The sequence below is a fragment of the Streptomyces sp. NPDC053542 genome (genome assembly GCF_044544685.1).
Taxonomy (GTDB): Bacteria; Actinomycetota; Actinomycetes; order Streptomycetales; family Streptomycetaceae; genus Streptomyces.
Genome location: NZ_JBITXL010000009.1, coordinates 284844 through 300359, shown reverse-complemented (window position 1 = coordinate 300359; position 15516 = coordinate 284844). Strand labels below are relative to the sequence as shown.

General features: G+C 71.9%; 10 protein-coding genes and 1 pseudogene. 9 read left to right on the top strand and 2 right to left on the bottom strand.

Annotation, left to right across the window (positions count from 1 at the left end):
- Positions 1-6: 6 nt before the first annotated feature.
- From ACIGXO_RS25750 to ACIGXO_RS25740, 3 genes and pseudogenes are all read left to right on the top strand, one after another.
- Positions 7-915: pseudogene (locus ACIGXO_RS25750) on the top strand (carbohydrate ABC transporter permease); the annotation flags it as partial.
- Complete coding sequence (locus ACIGXO_RS25745; protein WP_399791360.1) at positions 908-1771, top strand: carbohydrate ABC transporter permease; 864 nt, start codon at positions 908-910, stop codon at positions 1769-1771. The pseudogene ACIGXO_RS25750 and the gene ACIGXO_RS25745, both read left to right, overlap by 8 nt.
- An 11-nt stretch (positions 1772-1782) precedes the next feature.
- Complete coding sequence (locus ACIGXO_RS25740; protein WP_399791357.1) at positions 1783-3162, top strand: GH1 family beta-glucosidase; 1380 nt, start codon at positions 1783-1785, stop codon at positions 3160-3162.
- Between the two features lie 11 nt (positions 3163-3173).
- Here ACIGXO_RS25740 and ACIGXO_RS25735 read toward each other — a convergent pair whose 3' ends face one another.
- Together ACIGXO_RS25735 and ACIGXO_RS25730 are read right to left on the bottom strand one after the other, a co-directional pair.
- Positions 3174-4505 carry a formimidoylglutamate deiminase gene (locus ACIGXO_RS25735; RefSeq protein WP_399791354.1) on the bottom strand — a complete coding sequence of 444 codons (1332 nt, stop codon included), beginning with the start codon at positions 4503-4505 and terminating at the stop codon, positions 3174-3176.
- A 142-nt stretch (positions 4506-4647) separates the two neighbouring features.
- Positions 4648-5745 carry a LacI family DNA-binding transcriptional regulator gene (locus tag ACIGXO_RS25730; RefSeq protein WP_399791351.1) on the bottom strand — a complete coding sequence of 366 codons (1098 nt, stop codon included), beginning with the start codon at positions 5743-5745 and terminating at the stop codon, positions 4648-4650.
- A 215-nt stretch (positions 5746-5960) separates the two neighbouring features.
- Between ACIGXO_RS25730 and ACIGXO_RS25725 the strand changes: the two genes are divergently transcribed.
- Genes ACIGXO_RS25725 through ACIGXO_RS25700 form a run of 6 tightly spaced genes read left to right on the top strand, consistent with a single transcriptional unit; the run spans position 5961 to position 15515 of the window.
- A complete protein-coding gene (locus tag ACIGXO_RS25725) occupies positions 5961-7271 on the top strand; it encodes an ABC transporter substrate-binding protein (RefSeq protein WP_399791348.1) in 1311 nt (436 codons plus the stop codon).
- Positions 7272-7274: 3 nt separating this feature from the next.
- A complete protein-coding gene (locus tag ACIGXO_RS25720; protein ID WP_399791345.1) occupies positions 7275-8207 on the top strand; it encodes a carbohydrate ABC transporter permease in 933 nt (310 codons plus the stop codon).
- Positions 8204-9034: a carbohydrate ABC transporter permease gene (locus ACIGXO_RS25715; protein WP_399791342.1), complete on the top strand. Its 831-nt coding sequence runs from the start codon at positions 8204-8206 to the stop codon at positions 9032-9034. The genes ACIGXO_RS25720 and ACIGXO_RS25715 overlap by 4 nt, the downstream gene beginning before the upstream one ends.
- Positions 9035-9076: 42 nt before the next feature.
- Positions 9077-10297: a glycosyl hydrolase gene (locus tag ACIGXO_RS25710; protein WP_399791339.1), complete on the top strand. Its 1221-nt coding sequence runs from the start codon at positions 9077-9079 to the stop codon at positions 10295-10297.
- A 41-nt stretch (positions 10298-10338) separates the two neighbouring features.
- Positions 10339-13386: an alpha-mannosidase gene (locus tag ACIGXO_RS25705; RefSeq protein WP_399791336.1), complete on the top strand. Its 3048-nt coding sequence runs from the start codon at positions 10339-10341 to the stop codon at positions 13384-13386.
- Positions 13387-13388: 2 nt separating this feature from the next.
- Positions 13389-15515: a hypothetical protein gene (locus tag ACIGXO_RS25700; RefSeq protein WP_399791333.1), complete on the top strand. Its 2127-nt coding sequence runs from the start codon at positions 13389-13391 to the stop codon at positions 15513-15515.
- Position 15516 lies beyond the last annotated feature (1 nt).

Sequence of the window (15516 nt, the reverse complement as noted above, 5' to 3'; positions counted from 1 at the left end):
ATCGCCCGTATCAGGCGCGGCGGGCTGCCCTACCTCCTGTTGCTCCCGGCGCTCGCCCTCGAACTGCTCATCCACCTCGTCCCGATGGTCATCGGCATCGCGATGAGCTTCAAGCGGCTCACCCAGGAGTACATCGGCAACTGGGGCGCGGCGCCCTGGGCCGGCCTGGACAACTTCCGGCTCGCGGTCGACTTCGACGCGCCCGCCGGCCGGGCGCTGCTGCACTCCTTCGCGGTCACCTGCGTCTTCACCGTGCTCGCCGTGGGCCTGGCCTGGCTGCTCGGCGTGACGGCCGCGATCCTGATGCAGGACACGTTCCGGGGCCGCGGCCTGCTGCGGGCGCTGTTCCTCGCCCCGTACGCACTGCCGGTCTACACCGCCGTCATCACCTGGTCCTTCCTGCTCCAGCGGGACAACGGGCTGGTGAACCACGTGCTGCACGATCAGCTCGGCATCACCGCGTCGCCCACGTTCTGGCTGGTCGGCGACAACAGCTTTCTCGCGCTCGTGGTCACCGCCGTCTGGCGGACCTGGCCGTTCGCCTTCCTGATGCTGACGGCGGCGCTGCAGAACATTCCCCGGGAGTCCTACGAGGCGGCGCAGCTGGACGGCGCCGGCGTCCGGCGGCAGATCCGGCACATCACCCTGCCGGCCCTCCGTCCGGTCAATCAGGTCCTCGTCCTGGTGCTCTTCCTGTGGACCTTCAACGACTTCAACGTGCCGTACGTGCTCTTCGGGAAGGCCGCGCCGGAGGCCGCCGACCTGATCTCGATCCACATCTACCAGGCGTCCTTCGAGACCTGGAACTTCGGCTCGGGGTCCGCCATGTCCGTACTGCTGCTGTTGTTCCTGCTCGTGGTGACGGCCCTGTACCTGCTGGTCACCGGCCGTGGAAGGAGGGGTGAACATGGCTGACGCCGTCCGGTCGCCCACCGCGCCGCCCCGGTCCTTCCTGTGGACCCGGCGCGTACTGCTCACCCTGCTGGCGCTCTTCACGGCCACGCCGCTGTACGTGATGCTCAGCAGCTCGCTCAAGCCGCTGCAGGACGTGACCGGCGCCTTCCGTTGGTTCCCCAGCAAGGTGACCATCCAGCCCTATCTCGACATCTGGCGGACCGTGCCGCTGGGGCGGTACTTCGTGAACTCCCTGATCGTGGCGAGTGCGGCGACCGCCTGCTCGGTGGTGATCGCGGTGTTCGCCGCGTACGCGGTGAGCCGGTACCACTTCCGGGGGAAGCGGCTGTTCACGGTGACGGTGCTGTCGACGCAGATGTTCCCCGGCATCCTCTTCCTCCTCCCGCTGTTCCTGCTCTTCGTCAACATCGGGAATGCCACCGGCGTCGCGCTCTACGGCTCGCGCGGCGGCCTGATCCTCACGTACATGACCTTCACCCTGCCGCTGTCCCTCTGGATGCTGGTGGGTTACTTCGACTCCATCCCGCGCGACCTGGACGAGGCGGCGCAGGTCGACGGCTGCGGGCCGCTCGGCGCGCTGCTGCGGGTGGTCGTGCCCGCCGCGGTGCCCGGCATCGTGGCCGTGGCCATCTACTCCTTCATGACCGCGTGGGGCGAGGTGCTCTTCGCGTCGGTCATGACCAATGACGTCACCCGCACGCTCGCGATCGGCCTCCAGGGCTACGCGACCCAGACCGAGGTGTACTGGAACCAGATCATGGCCGCCTCGCTCGTCGTCAGCGTCCCCGTCGTCGCGGGCTTCCTGCTGCTCCAGCGCTATCTCGTCGCCGGGCTCACCGCCGGCGCCGTCAAGTAAGGGCCTGTGTCATGGTCCCCGCGGAAAGGAACTCCGTGTCCGACTCGTACCTCGACTCGCTCCCCGCCGGCTTCGTCTGGGGCACTGCCACCGCCGCGTACCAGATCGAGGGCGCGGTGGCCGAGGACGGCCGGACGCCGTCCATCTGGGACACCTTCAGCCACACCCCCGGCAAGGTCGACAACGGCGACACCGGGGACGTGGCCTGCGACCACTACCACCGCTGGCGCGAGGACATCGCGCTGATGCGGCGCCTAGGGGTGGACGCGTACCGCTTCTCGGTCGCCTGGCCGCGGGTCGTGCCGGGCGGCGACGGGCCGGTCAACAAGGCGGGCCTGGACTTCTACGACCGGCTCACCGACGGGCTCCTGGACGCCGGGATCACGCCGTATCCGACCCTGTACCACTGGGATCTGCCGCAGGCGCTGCAGGACCGGGGCGGCTGGCCCGCCCGGGAGACCGCCGAGCACTTCGCGGCGTACGCGGCGGTCGTCGCCGAGCGGCTCGGCGACCGTGTCCAGCACTGGACCACCCTGAACGAACCGCTCTGCTCCGCCTGGATCGGCCACCTCGAAGGCCGGATGGCCCCCGGCCTGACGGACCTCACCGCGGCCGTCCGTGCCTCCTTCCACCTGCACCTCGGGCACGGCCTCGCGGTGCGGGCGATCCGGGCCGCGGTGCCCGGCGCGCGGGTCGGCATCGTCAACAACCTCACGCACTGCGAGCCGGCGAGCGAGCGGACGGCCGACCACGCGGCCGCGCGCCGCTCCGACGGCCACACCAACCGCTGGTGGCTGGACCCGCTGCACGGCCGCGGCTACCCGCAGGACATGATCGACCTGTACGGCACCGAACCCCCGGCCCGGGCGGGCGACTTGGAGACCATCGCCGCGCCGCTGGACTGGCTCGGACTGAACTACTACTTCCGCAATGTCGTCGCCGACGACCCGGCGGGCCCGGTCCCGTACGCCCGGCAGACCGCCGTCCCCGGCGCGCGCCGCACGGCCATGGGCTGGGAGGTGCACGCGGAGGGCCTCGTGAAGACGCTGCGGCGGATGACCGAGGACTACGGGGCGCGCTGCCTGTACGTCACTGAGAACGGCTCCGCCTACCCGGACACCGTCGGTCCCGACGGGCAGGTCCACGACCCGGAGCGGGTCCGCTACCTGGAAGAACACCTGGCCGCGTGCGCCCGCGCGGTGTCCGAAGGGGTACCGCTGGCGGGCTACTTCGCCTGGTCGCTGCTGGACAACTTCGAGTGGGCGTACGGCTACGACAAGCGGTTCGGCCTGGTCCACGTCGACTACGCGACGCAGCGGCGCACGGTCAAGACCAGCGGGCGGCGCTACGCGAGCCTGGTCCGCGCGCACCGCGCCGCCGGGTCCTCCTGAGACAGCGGCTCTCAGCTCGCCAGCAAGGTCGTGATGGCCTTGTCCAGCGCGCCGCCGACGTCCTCGATGTGCCGGTGCCGGCCGTCCTCGACGATGAGTTCGCCGCCGGTGACGACATGGCTGACGTCGGCGGCGGTGCCGGCGAACACGGCGTGCGCCAGCGGATCGCCGGCCCGCGCCCCGGCCGTGCGCGGCGAGTCCAGCCGTACGGTGGTGAGATCCGCGAGCCGGCCCGCCGCGATCACGCCGGCGTGCCAGCCGAGCGCCGCCATGCCGGCGGAGGTCGCGGCGGTGAGCAGTTCGGCGGCGGTCCAGTGGCCGCGGCGGCCGCTGACCAGCCGTTCGTCCAGTTCGACCGCGCGGGCCTCCTCCCACAGGTCGATCATCATGTGCGCGTCGCTGCCGAGGCTCAGCGGCGTGCCGGCCGCCGCCAGCCGGCCGGCGGGGCCGATGCCGTCGGCCAGGTCGCGTTCGGTGGTCGGGCACAGGCAGACGCCGGTGCGGGAGCCGCCGAGCAGCGCGATGTCGGCGGAGTCCAGGTGCGTCGCGTGCACGGCCGTCGCGCCCTCGCCCAGTACTCCCTTCTCGTGCAGCAGGCGGGTGGGGGTGCGGCCGTACCGCTGGCGGCAGGCGGCGTTCTCGGCGGGCTGTTCGGAGAGGTGGACGTGGAGCGGGACGCCGCGGCGGCGGGCGTCGGCGGCGACGAACGTCATCGCCTCGCGCGGCACGGCGCGCACGCTGTGCACGGCGGCGCCGATGCGGAGCCGGTCGCCGTCCCGCAGGGCGCCCGTGCGCCGCGCCCAGTCCTCGGCGCTGCCGTCGCTGAAGCGCCGCTGCACGCCCTCCAGCCGTCTGCCGTCGATGTCGGCCATGAGGTAGCAGGTGTCGAGGAGGGTGAGGCGGATGCCCGCGTCGGCGGCGGCGCGGGCGAGCGCGCCGCCCATGGCGTTGGGGTCGTCGTACGGGGTGCCGTCCGGGTTGTGGTGGACGTAGTGGAACTCGCCGACGGCGGTGATGCCGGACAGCGCCATCTCGGCGTACGTGGCGCGGGCGAGGGCGTACATACGGTCGGGGTCGAGGTGTCCCGCGGCGTCGTACATGACGTCGCGCCAGCGCCAGAAGTCGGTGACGCCGCTCTGGCTGCGGCCGCGGATGGCGCGGTGGAAGACGTGGGAGTGGGTGTTGGCCAGGCCCGGTACGGTCAGTCCTGGCAGTCGGTGGGCACCGGGCGGTGCCGGGGTGTTGTCGGTGACACGGGTGATCCGTCCGTCGGCCACTTCGATGAGGACCTGCTCGGCGACGCCGGTCCCGCCGAGCCAGGCGTACTCGCAATGAAACGTCATCCGGCCTCCCTGAGGACGGTCCGCCACGGCCGGTCACGCACCGCGGCGACCACACAGCTCTCCGTAAACGGTAGTTGACCTCCGAACGACTGGGAACGCCTCGCGCGGACGTGGCGTCAAGATGCCTGTGCCATGGGCGAATTCAGGATGCCTGTGATGGGCCTGAAGGGCGCTCTTGCGGCGCCGCGGCAGAGGCCGGCGCCGGTCCCGTGCTGCCCCGTGCTTCGATCCGGGGCAGCGGTTCCTGGGTGTGACCGGCGGGGGCGCCGTCCAGGAGGGCGGTCAGCGCCTGCGCGGCGTGCCGGCCGAAGGCGGCGGTGTCGCGCACCGGTGCGGTCAGCGCCGGGTGGACGCTGCGGCACAGTACCGAGTCGTCCCAGGCCACCAGGGAGAGCTGGTCGGGGACGCGGATGCCGCGCTCGGCGGCGACGGCGAGCCCGGCGACGGCCAGTACGTCGTTGTCGTAGATCAGGGCCGTGGGCGGCTGGGGGTGGTCCAGCACCCGGCGGGTGGCGGCCGCGCCCTCGCTGTCGGAGTAGTCGGTGGTCACCGAGGCGGCCTCGGTCAGGCCGAGCCGGGCGGCCTCGGCGCGCAGGGAGGCGATCCGGCGCTGGGTGTGAGCGAATTCGGGCAGTCCGGCGATGTGCGTGATACGGCGGTGGCCGAGCGCGTGGAGATGGCCGACGAGGGCAGCCATGATGCCCGCGTCATCGGCGCCGAGCGTGGAGACGGCCGGACTCTCGCCGTCGGCCACCTCCGGCGCGGACGCGCCGATCATCACGGCGGGCAGCCCGAGGCCGCCGAGCAGGTCGGGGCGCGGGTCGTCCTGGCGCGGGTCGACGACGAGGACGCCGTCCACGCGGTGCTCGGCCCACCAGCGGCGGTAGGTCGCGCACTCCGCGTCCAGCCCCTCGACGACCTGGAAGAGCAGCCCCAGCTTCCGCTCGGCCAGCTCCTCCTGGATGCCGGAGACCAGCTGGAGGAAGAAGGACTCCACGCCGAGGGTGCGGGCCGGCCGGGCCAGTACCAGCCCGACCGTGGCCGAGCCCTCGCCGGACAGCGCGCGGGCGGCCGCCCGCGGCTGCCAGCCGAGCTGCTCGGCGACCCGGCGGATGCGGTCCCGGGTCACCGGCGAGACGCCGGGGCGGTCGTTGAGCGCGAAGGAGACCGCGCTCTCGGACACCCCGGCGCGCAGGGCGATGTCCTTCATGGTCGGCCGCCGGGCCGGCGTACGGCGCATGCTCCCTCTTCCGCTTCCACTGCTCCACTAATGCGCTTGAGTACGGAGAGACTAAAGCGCATTAGCCCTTACGGCAAGAGGCGCGAACTCGCCTCGCTGACCTGGCATTTCGATGCGGGTGAAAAGAAATGCAGGCGAAAGTGTTGACGTAACTCGGCGGCTGCGGGCACCTTTTGGGGCGCCCACCCAGGACCGACTGAAGGAGCCCTGCGGCCATGCCCACTTTCCGGGGTACTCGTGTGTCCAGACCCGCCCGTACCGCCGTACCGCTGCTGGCGGGCGCGCTGCTCCTCAGTGCCTGCGGGGGCGGCGGCGAGGACGGCGGCAGCGCCGCCGACGGCAAGGTGAGCGGCCACATCAGCTTCCAGACCTGGAACCTGCGGGCCCAGTACAAGGACTACTTCAACGGCCTCATCGACGAGTTCGAGAAGGCGCACCCGGGCACGAAGGTGAAGTGGATCGACCAGCCGGCCGAGAACTACGCCGAGAAGCTCAGCGCGGACGCCGGCGGCGGCACCCTGCCCGACGTCGTGAACGTCTCCCCCGACCTGTCCTACCCGCTGGCCAAGGCCGGGCTGCTGATGAACCTGGACAAGGAGCCGGTCACCGCGAAGGCGAAGAAGGTCTACACGCCGGAAGCCTGGGCGGGCAACGAACTGCCGGGGCTGGACGGCGCGTACGCCTTCCCCTGGTACCTCAACACCGGCCCGCTGTTCTACAACAAGGCGCTGTTCAAGAAGGCCGGGCTGGACCCGGAGAAGCCGCCGACGACGTACGACGAGCTGTTCGCCGACGCGCGGAAGATGGCGAAGAGCTCCGGCGGCAAGGTCGCCACGCTGGCCGGGGTGCCCGCGATCGAGGACTTCGGGCGGTACGGCGTGAAGCTGATGAACGCCGACGCCACGAAGTTCACCTACAACGAGCCTCGGGGCGTTGCGCTGCTGACCGAGTACAAGAAGCTCTTCAAGAGCGGCGGGCTGGACTCGCAGGCGCTGAGCGCCACTCCGGAGAGCGCGGGGCGGAAGTTCCTCCAGGAGCGGGTGGCGATGAATCCGGGCACCGCGCCCGACCTCGCCGACTTCAAGGAGAACGCGCCACGCCTGTACAAGAATCTCGGCATCACCGACGCGCCCAACAACACCGGCAAACCCAACATGTACGTGATGGGTCTGGGTGTCAACGAACAGAGCAAGCACAAGGCCGCCGCCGTCGCCTTCGCACGCTTCGTCACCAACCAGCGCAACCAGGAGTCCTTCGCGCACGAGGTCGCGGTCTTCCCCAGCACCCGCGGCTCCCTGGAGAAGCCGTACTGGACCAAGGACGACGGCACCGACGAGGGCCGGGTGCGGGTGGCCGCGGCGAAGATGCTGGACGGTGCGGTGAACTACACGCCCGTGGTGATGACGGACGAGATGAAGACCGTGCTGCAGAACGAGGTCGCCAAGGCGCTGCAGGGCGACAAGTCGCCGAAGCAGGCGCTGGACGACGCGGTCGCGCAGAGCAACCGGCTGCTGCAGCAGGGCTGAGCCATGAGCGTACGGACCCATCGCGCGGCCAGTCCCTGGCTGTTCCTGCTGCCGGGGCTGGCGGTGGTCGCGGCCTTCATCCTGTACCCGTTCCTCAGCACCGTGCAGCACGCCTTCACCGACGCGCGCACGCTCACGCCGGGCGTGTGGGTGGGGCTGCGCAACTTCCAGGAGATGCTGAACGATCCGCAGTTCTGGACGGCGCTGCGCAACAGCCTGCTGTACGTGGTGGTCGTGGTGCCCTGCACGGTGCTGCTGCCGCTGCTGCTGGCCCTGCTGGTGGAGAAGCCGCTGAAGGGCGTCGTCTTCTTCCGTGCGGCGTTCTACACGCCGGTGGTCGCTTCCGTGGTCGTGGTCGCGCTGATCTGGGTGTGGATGCTGGACGACCGCGGGCTGCTCAACAGCATGCTGGAGACGCTGGGCGCGGGACCGGTGTCCTTCCTGGGTGACGCCTGGCTGGTGCTGCTGTGCGCGATGGCCCTGACGGTGTGGAAGGGCCTCGGCTACTACATGATCATTTACCTGGCGGCGCTGGCACAGGTACCGAAGGAGCTGCACGAGGCCGCGGCCGTGGACGGCGCGGGGCCGGTCCGCCGCTTCCGCACCGTCACCGTGCCGGCGGTGCGCTCCACGATGGTGCTGGTCGGCGCGCTCTCCTCGGTCGCCGCCTTCAAGGTGTTCTCCGAGGTGTACCTGCTGGCCGGGCCGACCGGCGGCCCGGCCGGGGAGGACAGCACGCTCGTGATGCTCGTCCAGCGCTCCGGCACGGGGCTGTCGGGGCGGGTCGGTTACGCCTCCGCGCTCTCCCTCGTCATCTTCTGCATCGCGCTGGCGCTGATGCTGCTCGTGCTGCGCGCCGACCGGGGCGACCGGGGCGACCGGGGCGACCGGGGCGACCGGGGCGATCGCAGCGACCGGAAGGAGAAGTCCGCATGACCCGCGTCGGCCGCACGGAGCGGGTCGTGCGCTACGTCCTGATGCTCGCCGTGCTGGCGATCACCGTCGGGCCCTTCCTGTGGCAGCTGTCCACCTCGCTCAAGGGCCCGGGCGAGACCATCTACCCCTCGCCGCCCTCCTTCGTCCCGCACGACCCGACCCTCGCCAACTACGCCGAGGTGGCGCGCATCATCCCGGTCTGGGACTACGCGCTGAACTCGCTCAAGGTCGCCACCGCCAACGTCCTCACCAACTGCGTGGGCGCCTCGCTCGCCGGATACGCGCTGGCCAGGCTGCGCTTCCGGGGCCGTACGGCGGCCGGGCTCGTCTTCGTCGCCGCGCTGCTGGTCCCGCTGGAGTCGATCATCATCGCGCAGTTCACCACCATGCGCGATCTGGGCCTGAACAACACTCTGGTCGCCGTCGTCCTGCCGGGCAGCGTCGGCGCGCTCAATGTGCTGCTGATGCGCAACGCCTTCCGTGCGATCCCGTACGAGATCGAGGAGGCGGCCGTCGTGGACGGCGCGAACGTCTGGCAGCGCTTCTGGCGCATCGCGCTGCCCTCGGTGAAGGGCACCCTCGCGGTCGTCGCGATCTTCGCGTTCATGGGCGCCTGGGACGACTTCCTCTGGCCGCTGATCGTCCTCTCCGACCCGGACCACTTCACCCTCACCGTCGGCCTGAACTTCCTGCACGGCACCTTCGCGGACAAGCCCCGGGTGGTCGCCGCCGGCACCATCATCGCGGTGGCCCCGCTGATCGTGATGTTCGCCTGTCTGCAGCGTTACTTCTTCCGCGGCGTGGGCGAGGGCGCGGTCAAGGGCTGAGCGCCCGATCCGCCCGGCCCATCCCCACCGAACAGGACCCGTATGCCCCCGATGCGCTTCGGCGTGAACTACACGCCCACCCGCGGCTGGTTCCACCACTGGCTCGACTTCGACCTGGACGAGGTACGGGCCGACCTGGACTCCGTCGCGGCCCTCGGCCTGGACCACGTCCGGGTCTTCCCGCTCTGGCCGCTCTTCCAGCCCAACCGCACCCTGATACGACCGCGCGCGGTGGACCAGCTGGTCGCCCTCGCCGACGCGGCCGCCGAACGCGGCCTGGACGTCGCCGTCGACGGCCTCCAGGGCCACCTCTCCAGCTTCGACTTCGTGCCCGCCTGGACCACCACCTGGCACCGTCGCAACCTCTTCACCGACCCCGACGTGCTGGACGGCCAGGCGGCGTACCTGGAGACGCTGGCCGCGGCCCTCGCCGGCCGGCCGAACTTCCTCGGCATGACCCTCGGCAACGAGACCAACCAGTTCTCCGGCGACCCGCACCCCGACCCGGACCGCATCACGCCCGAGCAGGCGAGCGCGTGGCTGGAGCGGATGCTGGCCGCGTGCGAGCGCGGCGCCCCGGGCCGGCTCCATCTGCACGCCTCGTACGACGCGGCCTGGTACCTAGACGGGCATCCGTTCACCCCCGGCCACTCGGCCACGCTCGGCGCGCTGACCACCGTGCACGCCTGGGTGTTCAACGGGACGGCGCAGCGGTACGGGCGGGAGTCCACGGCCACCGCCCAGCACGCCGCGTACTTGATCGAGCTGTCCAAGGCGTGGGCCGAGGACCCGGCCCGGCCGGTGTGGCTCCAGGAGGTCGGCGCGCCCGCCCCGCACATCCCCGCCGAGCACGCCCCCGCGTTCGTGCGGGACACCGTGCGTGCCGCGCTGGACTGCACGGACCTGTGGGGCATCACGTGGTGGTGCTCGCACGACGTGGACCGGGCGCTGGCCGACTTCCCCGAGCTGGAGTACAGCCTCGGGCTGCTGACGAACGGCCGAAAGGCCAAGCCGGAGGGGCTCGCCTTCGCCGACGCCGTACGGGAGCAGCGGGCCACGCCGCACGTCCCGGCGCCGCGCACCCTCGCGCTGGCCGTCGAGAGCGGCACCCCGTGCGCCCCCGGCGGCCCGGTCTTCGAGGCGTGGATGCGGCTCGCGGAGCGCGGCCTGCGGCCGGCCTGCGTACGCAGTGAACGGGCAGCGGACAGCGCGTACTTGAAGGACCGCGGCATCGCGGAAGTGATCCAGCCCCACGAGGCGTGAACACGAGGCGTAAGCACGAGGCGTGAAGGAGCCGTACCGACATGCACGACCACCGCACCACCACCGAAGCCCGTCTGAAGCGGGTGCTGGAAGAGCGTCTGTGGCCCGCCGTGTACCCGGAGTCGGTGCCGCTGACCGTCGGCGTGTGGCACGCGCCCGGCGAGCCGGTGCCGGTCGCCGAGGGCATCGCCGCGCCGCGTACGCCCATCGAGCCGGGCGCGCCGTGGGGTCCGCCGTGGGGCACCAGCTGGTTCACGGTCAGCGGCACCGTGCCCGAAAAGTGGGCGGGCCGGACCGTAGAGGCGCTGCTCGACCTGGGCTTCGACGAGAACATGCCGGGCTTCCAGTGCGAGGGCCTGGTGTACCGGCCCGACGGCTCCCCGGTGAAGGGGCTCAACCCGCGCAACCAGTGGGTGCGGATCGCCGCCCCGGCCCGCGGCGGCGAGGAGGTGCACCTGCACGTCGAGGCGTCCGCCAACCCCGTCATCCTCGACTACCACCCCTTCCTCCCCACCGAGCTGGGCGACCGGGAGACGGCCGGTGACGTGCCCCAGTACAGGCTGGCCCGGATGGATCTCGCGGTCTTCGATCAGACCGTGTGGGAGCTGGCGCACGACCTGGAGGTGCTGGGCCAGCTGATGGCCGAGCTGGGCGAGGACACCGCGCGCCGCTGGGAGATCCTGCGCGCGGTGGAACGCGCCCTGGACGCCGTCGATCTCCAGGACATCGGCGGGACGGCGGCCCGCGCCCGCGAGCCGCTGGCCGGCGTGCTGGCCGCGCCCGCCCACGCCTCCGCGCACCGCATCAGCGCCGTCGGCCACGCGCACATCGACTCGGCGTGGCTGTGGCCACTGCGCGAGACGGTGCGCAAGGTCGCCCGTACGGCGTCCAACATGACCGCGCTGCTGGAGGACGAGCCGGACTTCGTGTACGCGATGTCGCAGGCGCAGCAGTACGCATGGCTGAAGGAACACCGGCCCGAGGTGTACGCGCGGGTGAAGAAGGCGGTGGCGGACGGCAGGTTCGTGCCGGTGGGCGGGATGTGGGTGGAGTCGGACACCAACATGCCGGGGTCCGAGGCGCTGGCGCGGCAGTTCGTGCACGGCAAGCGGTTCTTCCTGGAAGAGTTCGGGGTCGAGACGGAGGAGGTGTGGCTGCCGGACACCTTCGGGTACTCGGCGGCGCTCCCCCAGCTCGTCCGGCAGGCGGGCGCCAAGTGGTTCCTGACGCAGAAGATCTCCTGGAGCCGGGACAACAAGTTCCCGCACCACACCTTCTGGTGGGAGGGGCTGGACGGCACGCGGGTGTTCACGCACTTCCCGCCGATGGACACCTACAACGCGCAGCTGTCGGGCCAGGAGGTGGCGCACGCGGCGCGCAACTTCCGCGAGAAGGGGGCTGCGACGCGGTCGCTGGCGCCGACCGGCTGGGGCGACGGGGGCGGCGGCACGACCCGCGACATGCTGGCGCGGGCGCGGCGGCTGGCCGACCTGGAGGGCTCGGCCAAGGTCGTCTTCGAGAAGCCTTCGGCCTTCTTCGAGAAGGCGCACGCGGAGTACCCGGACGCGCCGGTGTGGACCGGCGAGCTGTATCTGGAGCTGCACCGCGCGACGCTGACCAGCCAGGTCCGTACGAAGCAGGGCAACCGGCGCAGCGAGCATCTGCTGTACGAGGCGGAGCTGTGGTCGGCGACGGCGGCGGTGCGGACCGGACATCCGTACCCCTACGAGGAGCTGGACCGGCTGTGGAAGGAGGTGCTGCTGCACCAGTTCCACGACATCCTGCCGGGCACGTCGATCGCCTGGGTGCACCGGGAGGCGGCCGAGCGGTACGCACGCATCGCGGCGGAGCTGGAGGGGCTGATCGGGGCGGCTCAGCGGGCGCTGGCCGGCGATCCCTCGGCGGGCCGCACGCTGGTGTTCAACGCGGCCCCGCACGGCCGCGAGGCCGTACCGGCGCGCGGTGCGCGGCCCGAGCGCGAGGCGCCGAACGGCACGGGCTGTGTGCCGCGCGCGGGCGGCGGCTACGTCCTGGACAACGGGCTGCTGCGGGCGGAGATCGACGGCCGCGGGCTGCTGGTCTCGCTGTACGACCTGCGGGCCGGCCGGGAGACCCTGGCCCCGGGCAAGGCGGCCAACCTGCTCCAGCTGCACCAGGACTTCCCGACGATGTGGGACGCCTGGGACGTGGACGAGTTCTACCGCAACACGGTGACCGACCTGGTGGACGCCGAGGCCGTGGAGGCCGTGGACGGCGGCACAGCGGGCGCCGTACGGGTGCGGCGGACCTTCGGCTCCTCGGCCGTCGAGCAGGTGCTGACGCTGCCGCCGGGGGCCGCGCGGCTGGAGATCGCGACCGAGGTGGACTGGCACGAGACGGAGAAGTTCCTCAAGGCGGCCTTCCCGCTGGACGTGCACGCCGACCGGGTCGCCGCGGAGACCCAGTTCGGCCACCTGTACCGGCCCACCCACACCAACACCAGCTGGGACGCGGCCAAGTTCGAGGCGTGCGCGCACCGCTTCGTGCACGTCGAAGAGCCGGGCTGGGGCGTGGCGCTGGTGACGGACTCCACGTACGGGTACGACGCCTCGCGCGCGGCCCGGGAGTCGGGCCGCGGCACGACCACGACCGTACGGCTCTCCCTGCTGCGCGCGCCGCGCTTCCCCGACCCGCGCACGGACCAGGGCACCCACCGCTTCCGCTGCGCGCTCGTGCCGGGCGCCGGAATCGGCGACGCGGTGCGGGAGGGCTGGGCGCTGAACCTGCCGGAGCGGCGGGTGGCGGGGAGCGCGACGGCCGTCGAGCCGCTGGTGACGGTCGCGGACGAGGCGGTGACGGTGACCGCCGTGAAGCTCGCGGACGACGGCAGCGGCGATGTGGTGGTGCGGCTGCACGAGGCGCGCGGCGGGCGCGTGCGCACGGAGCTGGCCTGCGGGTTCCCGGTGGCCTCCGCGGTCCGGTGCGACCTGCTGGAGCGGCCGGTGGAGACCGGTGAGGAGCGGTGCGAGGGCGGCCTACTGCCCCTGGAGCTCCATCCGTTCGAGATCGTCACGCTGCGGCTGGGCCGCGGCGCCACAGAGGAGGCGTGACCGTGAGCAGTGGACCGCTGGATCGCAGAACCTTCGTCCGGATGCTGGGGGCGGCCGGGGTGGCCGTGGGGCTGGCCGGGCCGCTGGGTCCCTTCAGTGCACAACCCGCCGCCGCTGCGGCCGCCGCGCGCGGGCCCCACCAGCCCTTCATGCACGGCTACGACGCGGCCGCGCTGAAGTCCTGGAGCCCGGAGACGGACCGCTGGGCGCGGTACTTCCGCTCCCGTGTGCCGCTCGCCGCGCGCATCCCGGCCTTCGCCGCCACCCAGGCGGACCCGCACCTGGCGACCGGCCCGAAGCTGATGAACCTCAGCTACGACTACGACAACTCCTTCTTCACCGCCTACAAGTACGGCGACGTCTTCGCGCGCAGGCTGCTGCGCTTCTGGCAGTACACCGACCTGTACGGCTCCTGGCACGGGATGCCCGTCGACGGCTCGCCCGAGGACGAGCCGGTGCACGGCGTGGTCAATCTGCCGAACCCCGCCTGGACCGATGCCGCGCACCGCAACGGCGCGCGCAGCCTGGGCTGCTGGTTCTGGCCACGGACGGGTGAATTCGGTGACTACCTGGAGCGGCGCGCCGACGGCTCGTACCCGGTGGCCGACGGCATGCTCGCGATGGCGGAGTACTTCGGCTTCGACGGGTACTTCCTCAACCAGGAGGCCGAGATCTCGCCGGCCGACGCGCGCGAGCTGATGCGGATGCTGGAGTACCTGCGCGCCAGGGCGCCCGAGGGCTTCCACCTCCAGTGGTACGACACGATCATGACGGACGGAAAGCTGGACTATCAGAACGCGTTCAACGACAAGAACGCCGACTGGGTGCAGCACGGTGACACGCCCGTCAACCACAGCCTCTTCGCCAACTACTGGCTCACCGAGGAGGGCGTCGCGACCTCGCGCCGCACGGCCGCGGAGCGCGGCCTCGACCCGTACGAGGTCGTCTTCCACGGCACCGAGACCGAGAAGTACGGCTTCAATCCGCCGTTCGACGCCCGGATCGTCTGTCCGGACGGGGAGCCGGCCCGCACCAGCTGGGCACTGTTCGGCTCGCACTTCCCCTGGGACCGCTACCCGGACCGCGAGGACCCGGACGCGCAGGGCGAGGTCTTCGTGCGCGAGCGCCACTACTGGTCGGGCCCGAACGAGGACCCGACCCGGACCGGGCGCACGGAGTACGTGCCCTGGCCGGACGAGGACGACGGCAAGCCGCGCGACGAGCACAACTTCCGCAAGTGGGACGGCGTGGCCCGGTACATCACGGAGCGGTCGGTGATCGGCGGCTTCCCCTTCGTCACCCGCTTCAACACCGGGCACGGCCGCGCCTTCTTCCTGGCGGGCCGTCAGGTGTCCGACCGCGAGTGGAACAACATCAGCATCCAGGACGTGCTGCCCACCTGGCAGTTCTGGACGCGGGGCGCGGGCGGCGCCGAACCGCTGCGTGCGGAGTACGACTACGGGCTGGCGTACGACGGCGGCTGCTCGCTGCGCTTCTCGGGCCGGCTCGCCCCGGAAGAGCCGACGACGGTCCGGCTGTTCAAGACCCGGCTGCGGGTCACGGGCGGGGAGCGGGCGCGGCTGGTGTACGCGACGGACGAGCGGGCGGGCCGGGTCGAGCTGGGCCTGATCACCGAGGAGGACCCCGGGACCACGGTCTGGCTGCCCGCGGGCCGGCCGCGCGCGGGCGGCTGGACCACCGCGGAGCTGCCGCTGACCGCGCTCGCGGGACGTACCGTCGCCGCCGTGGCCGTCCGCCTCTCCACCACGGGCGGCCCCGCCGACCACACCTTCCGCCTCGGCGAACTCGCCTTCCTGAACGGCCGCCCGGCGCCCCGCCCGGCGGCGCCCGCGGGCTTCACGGTCGACGCCGTGCACCCCGCCGGGGACACCGCCGAGGTCTTCCTCTCCTGGCAACTGGCGCGGCAGGGCGTCTGGTACTACGACCTCACCCGGGAGCTGCCGGACGGCCGTACCGAGTCGCTGGGGCGGATCTTCGACTCCGTGTACTACGTCAAGGCCCTGGCCAGGGCCGGGTCGGAGCGCGGTACGGAGCTGCGGCTGACGGCGGTGGCGCCGGACGGCACGCGCGGCGGGACGGCCGTGGCCACCGTGCGCTGGCAGGGCTGAC

What these genes read in the sequence shown, in the direction of transcription:
- ACIGXO_RS25720 (WP_399791345.1), top strand. Translation starts at nt 7,275, where the DNA reads ATGAGCGTACGGACCCATCGCGCGGCCAGTCCCTGGCTGTTCCTGCTG.
- ACIGXO_RS25730 (WP_399791351.1), bottom strand. Translation starts at nt 5,745, where the DNA reads ATGCGCCGTACGCCGGCCCGGCGGCCGACCATGAAGGACATCGCCCTG.
- ACIGXO_RS25705 (WP_399791336.1), top strand. Translation starts at nt 10,339, where the DNA reads ATGCACGACCACCGCACCACCACCGAAGCCCGTCTGAAGCGGGTGCTG.
- ACIGXO_RS25715 (WP_399791342.1), top strand. Translation starts at nt 8,204, where the DNA reads ATGACCCGCGTCGGCCGCACGGAGCGGGTCGTGCGCTACGTCCTGATG.
- ACIGXO_RS25740 (WP_399791357.1), top strand. Translation starts at nt 1,783, where the DNA reads ATGGTCCCCGCGGAAAGGAACTCCGTGTCCGACTCGTACCTCGACTCG.
- ACIGXO_RS25735 (WP_399791354.1), bottom strand. Translation starts at nt 4,505, where the DNA reads ATGACGTTTCATTGCGAGTACGCCTGGCTCGGCGGGACCGGCGTCGCC.
- ACIGXO_RS25725 (WP_399791348.1), top strand. Translation starts at nt 5,961, where the DNA reads ATGCCCACTTTCCGGGGTACTCGTGTGTCCAGACCCGCCCGTACCGCC.
- ACIGXO_RS25745 (WP_399791360.1), top strand. Translation starts at nt 908, where the DNA reads ATGGCTGACGCCGTCCGGTCGCCCACCGCGCCGCCCCGGTCCTTCCTG.
- ACIGXO_RS25710 (WP_399791339.1), top strand. Translation starts at nt 9,077, where the DNA reads ATGCCCCCGATGCGCTTCGGCGTGAACTACACGCCCACCCGCGGCTGG.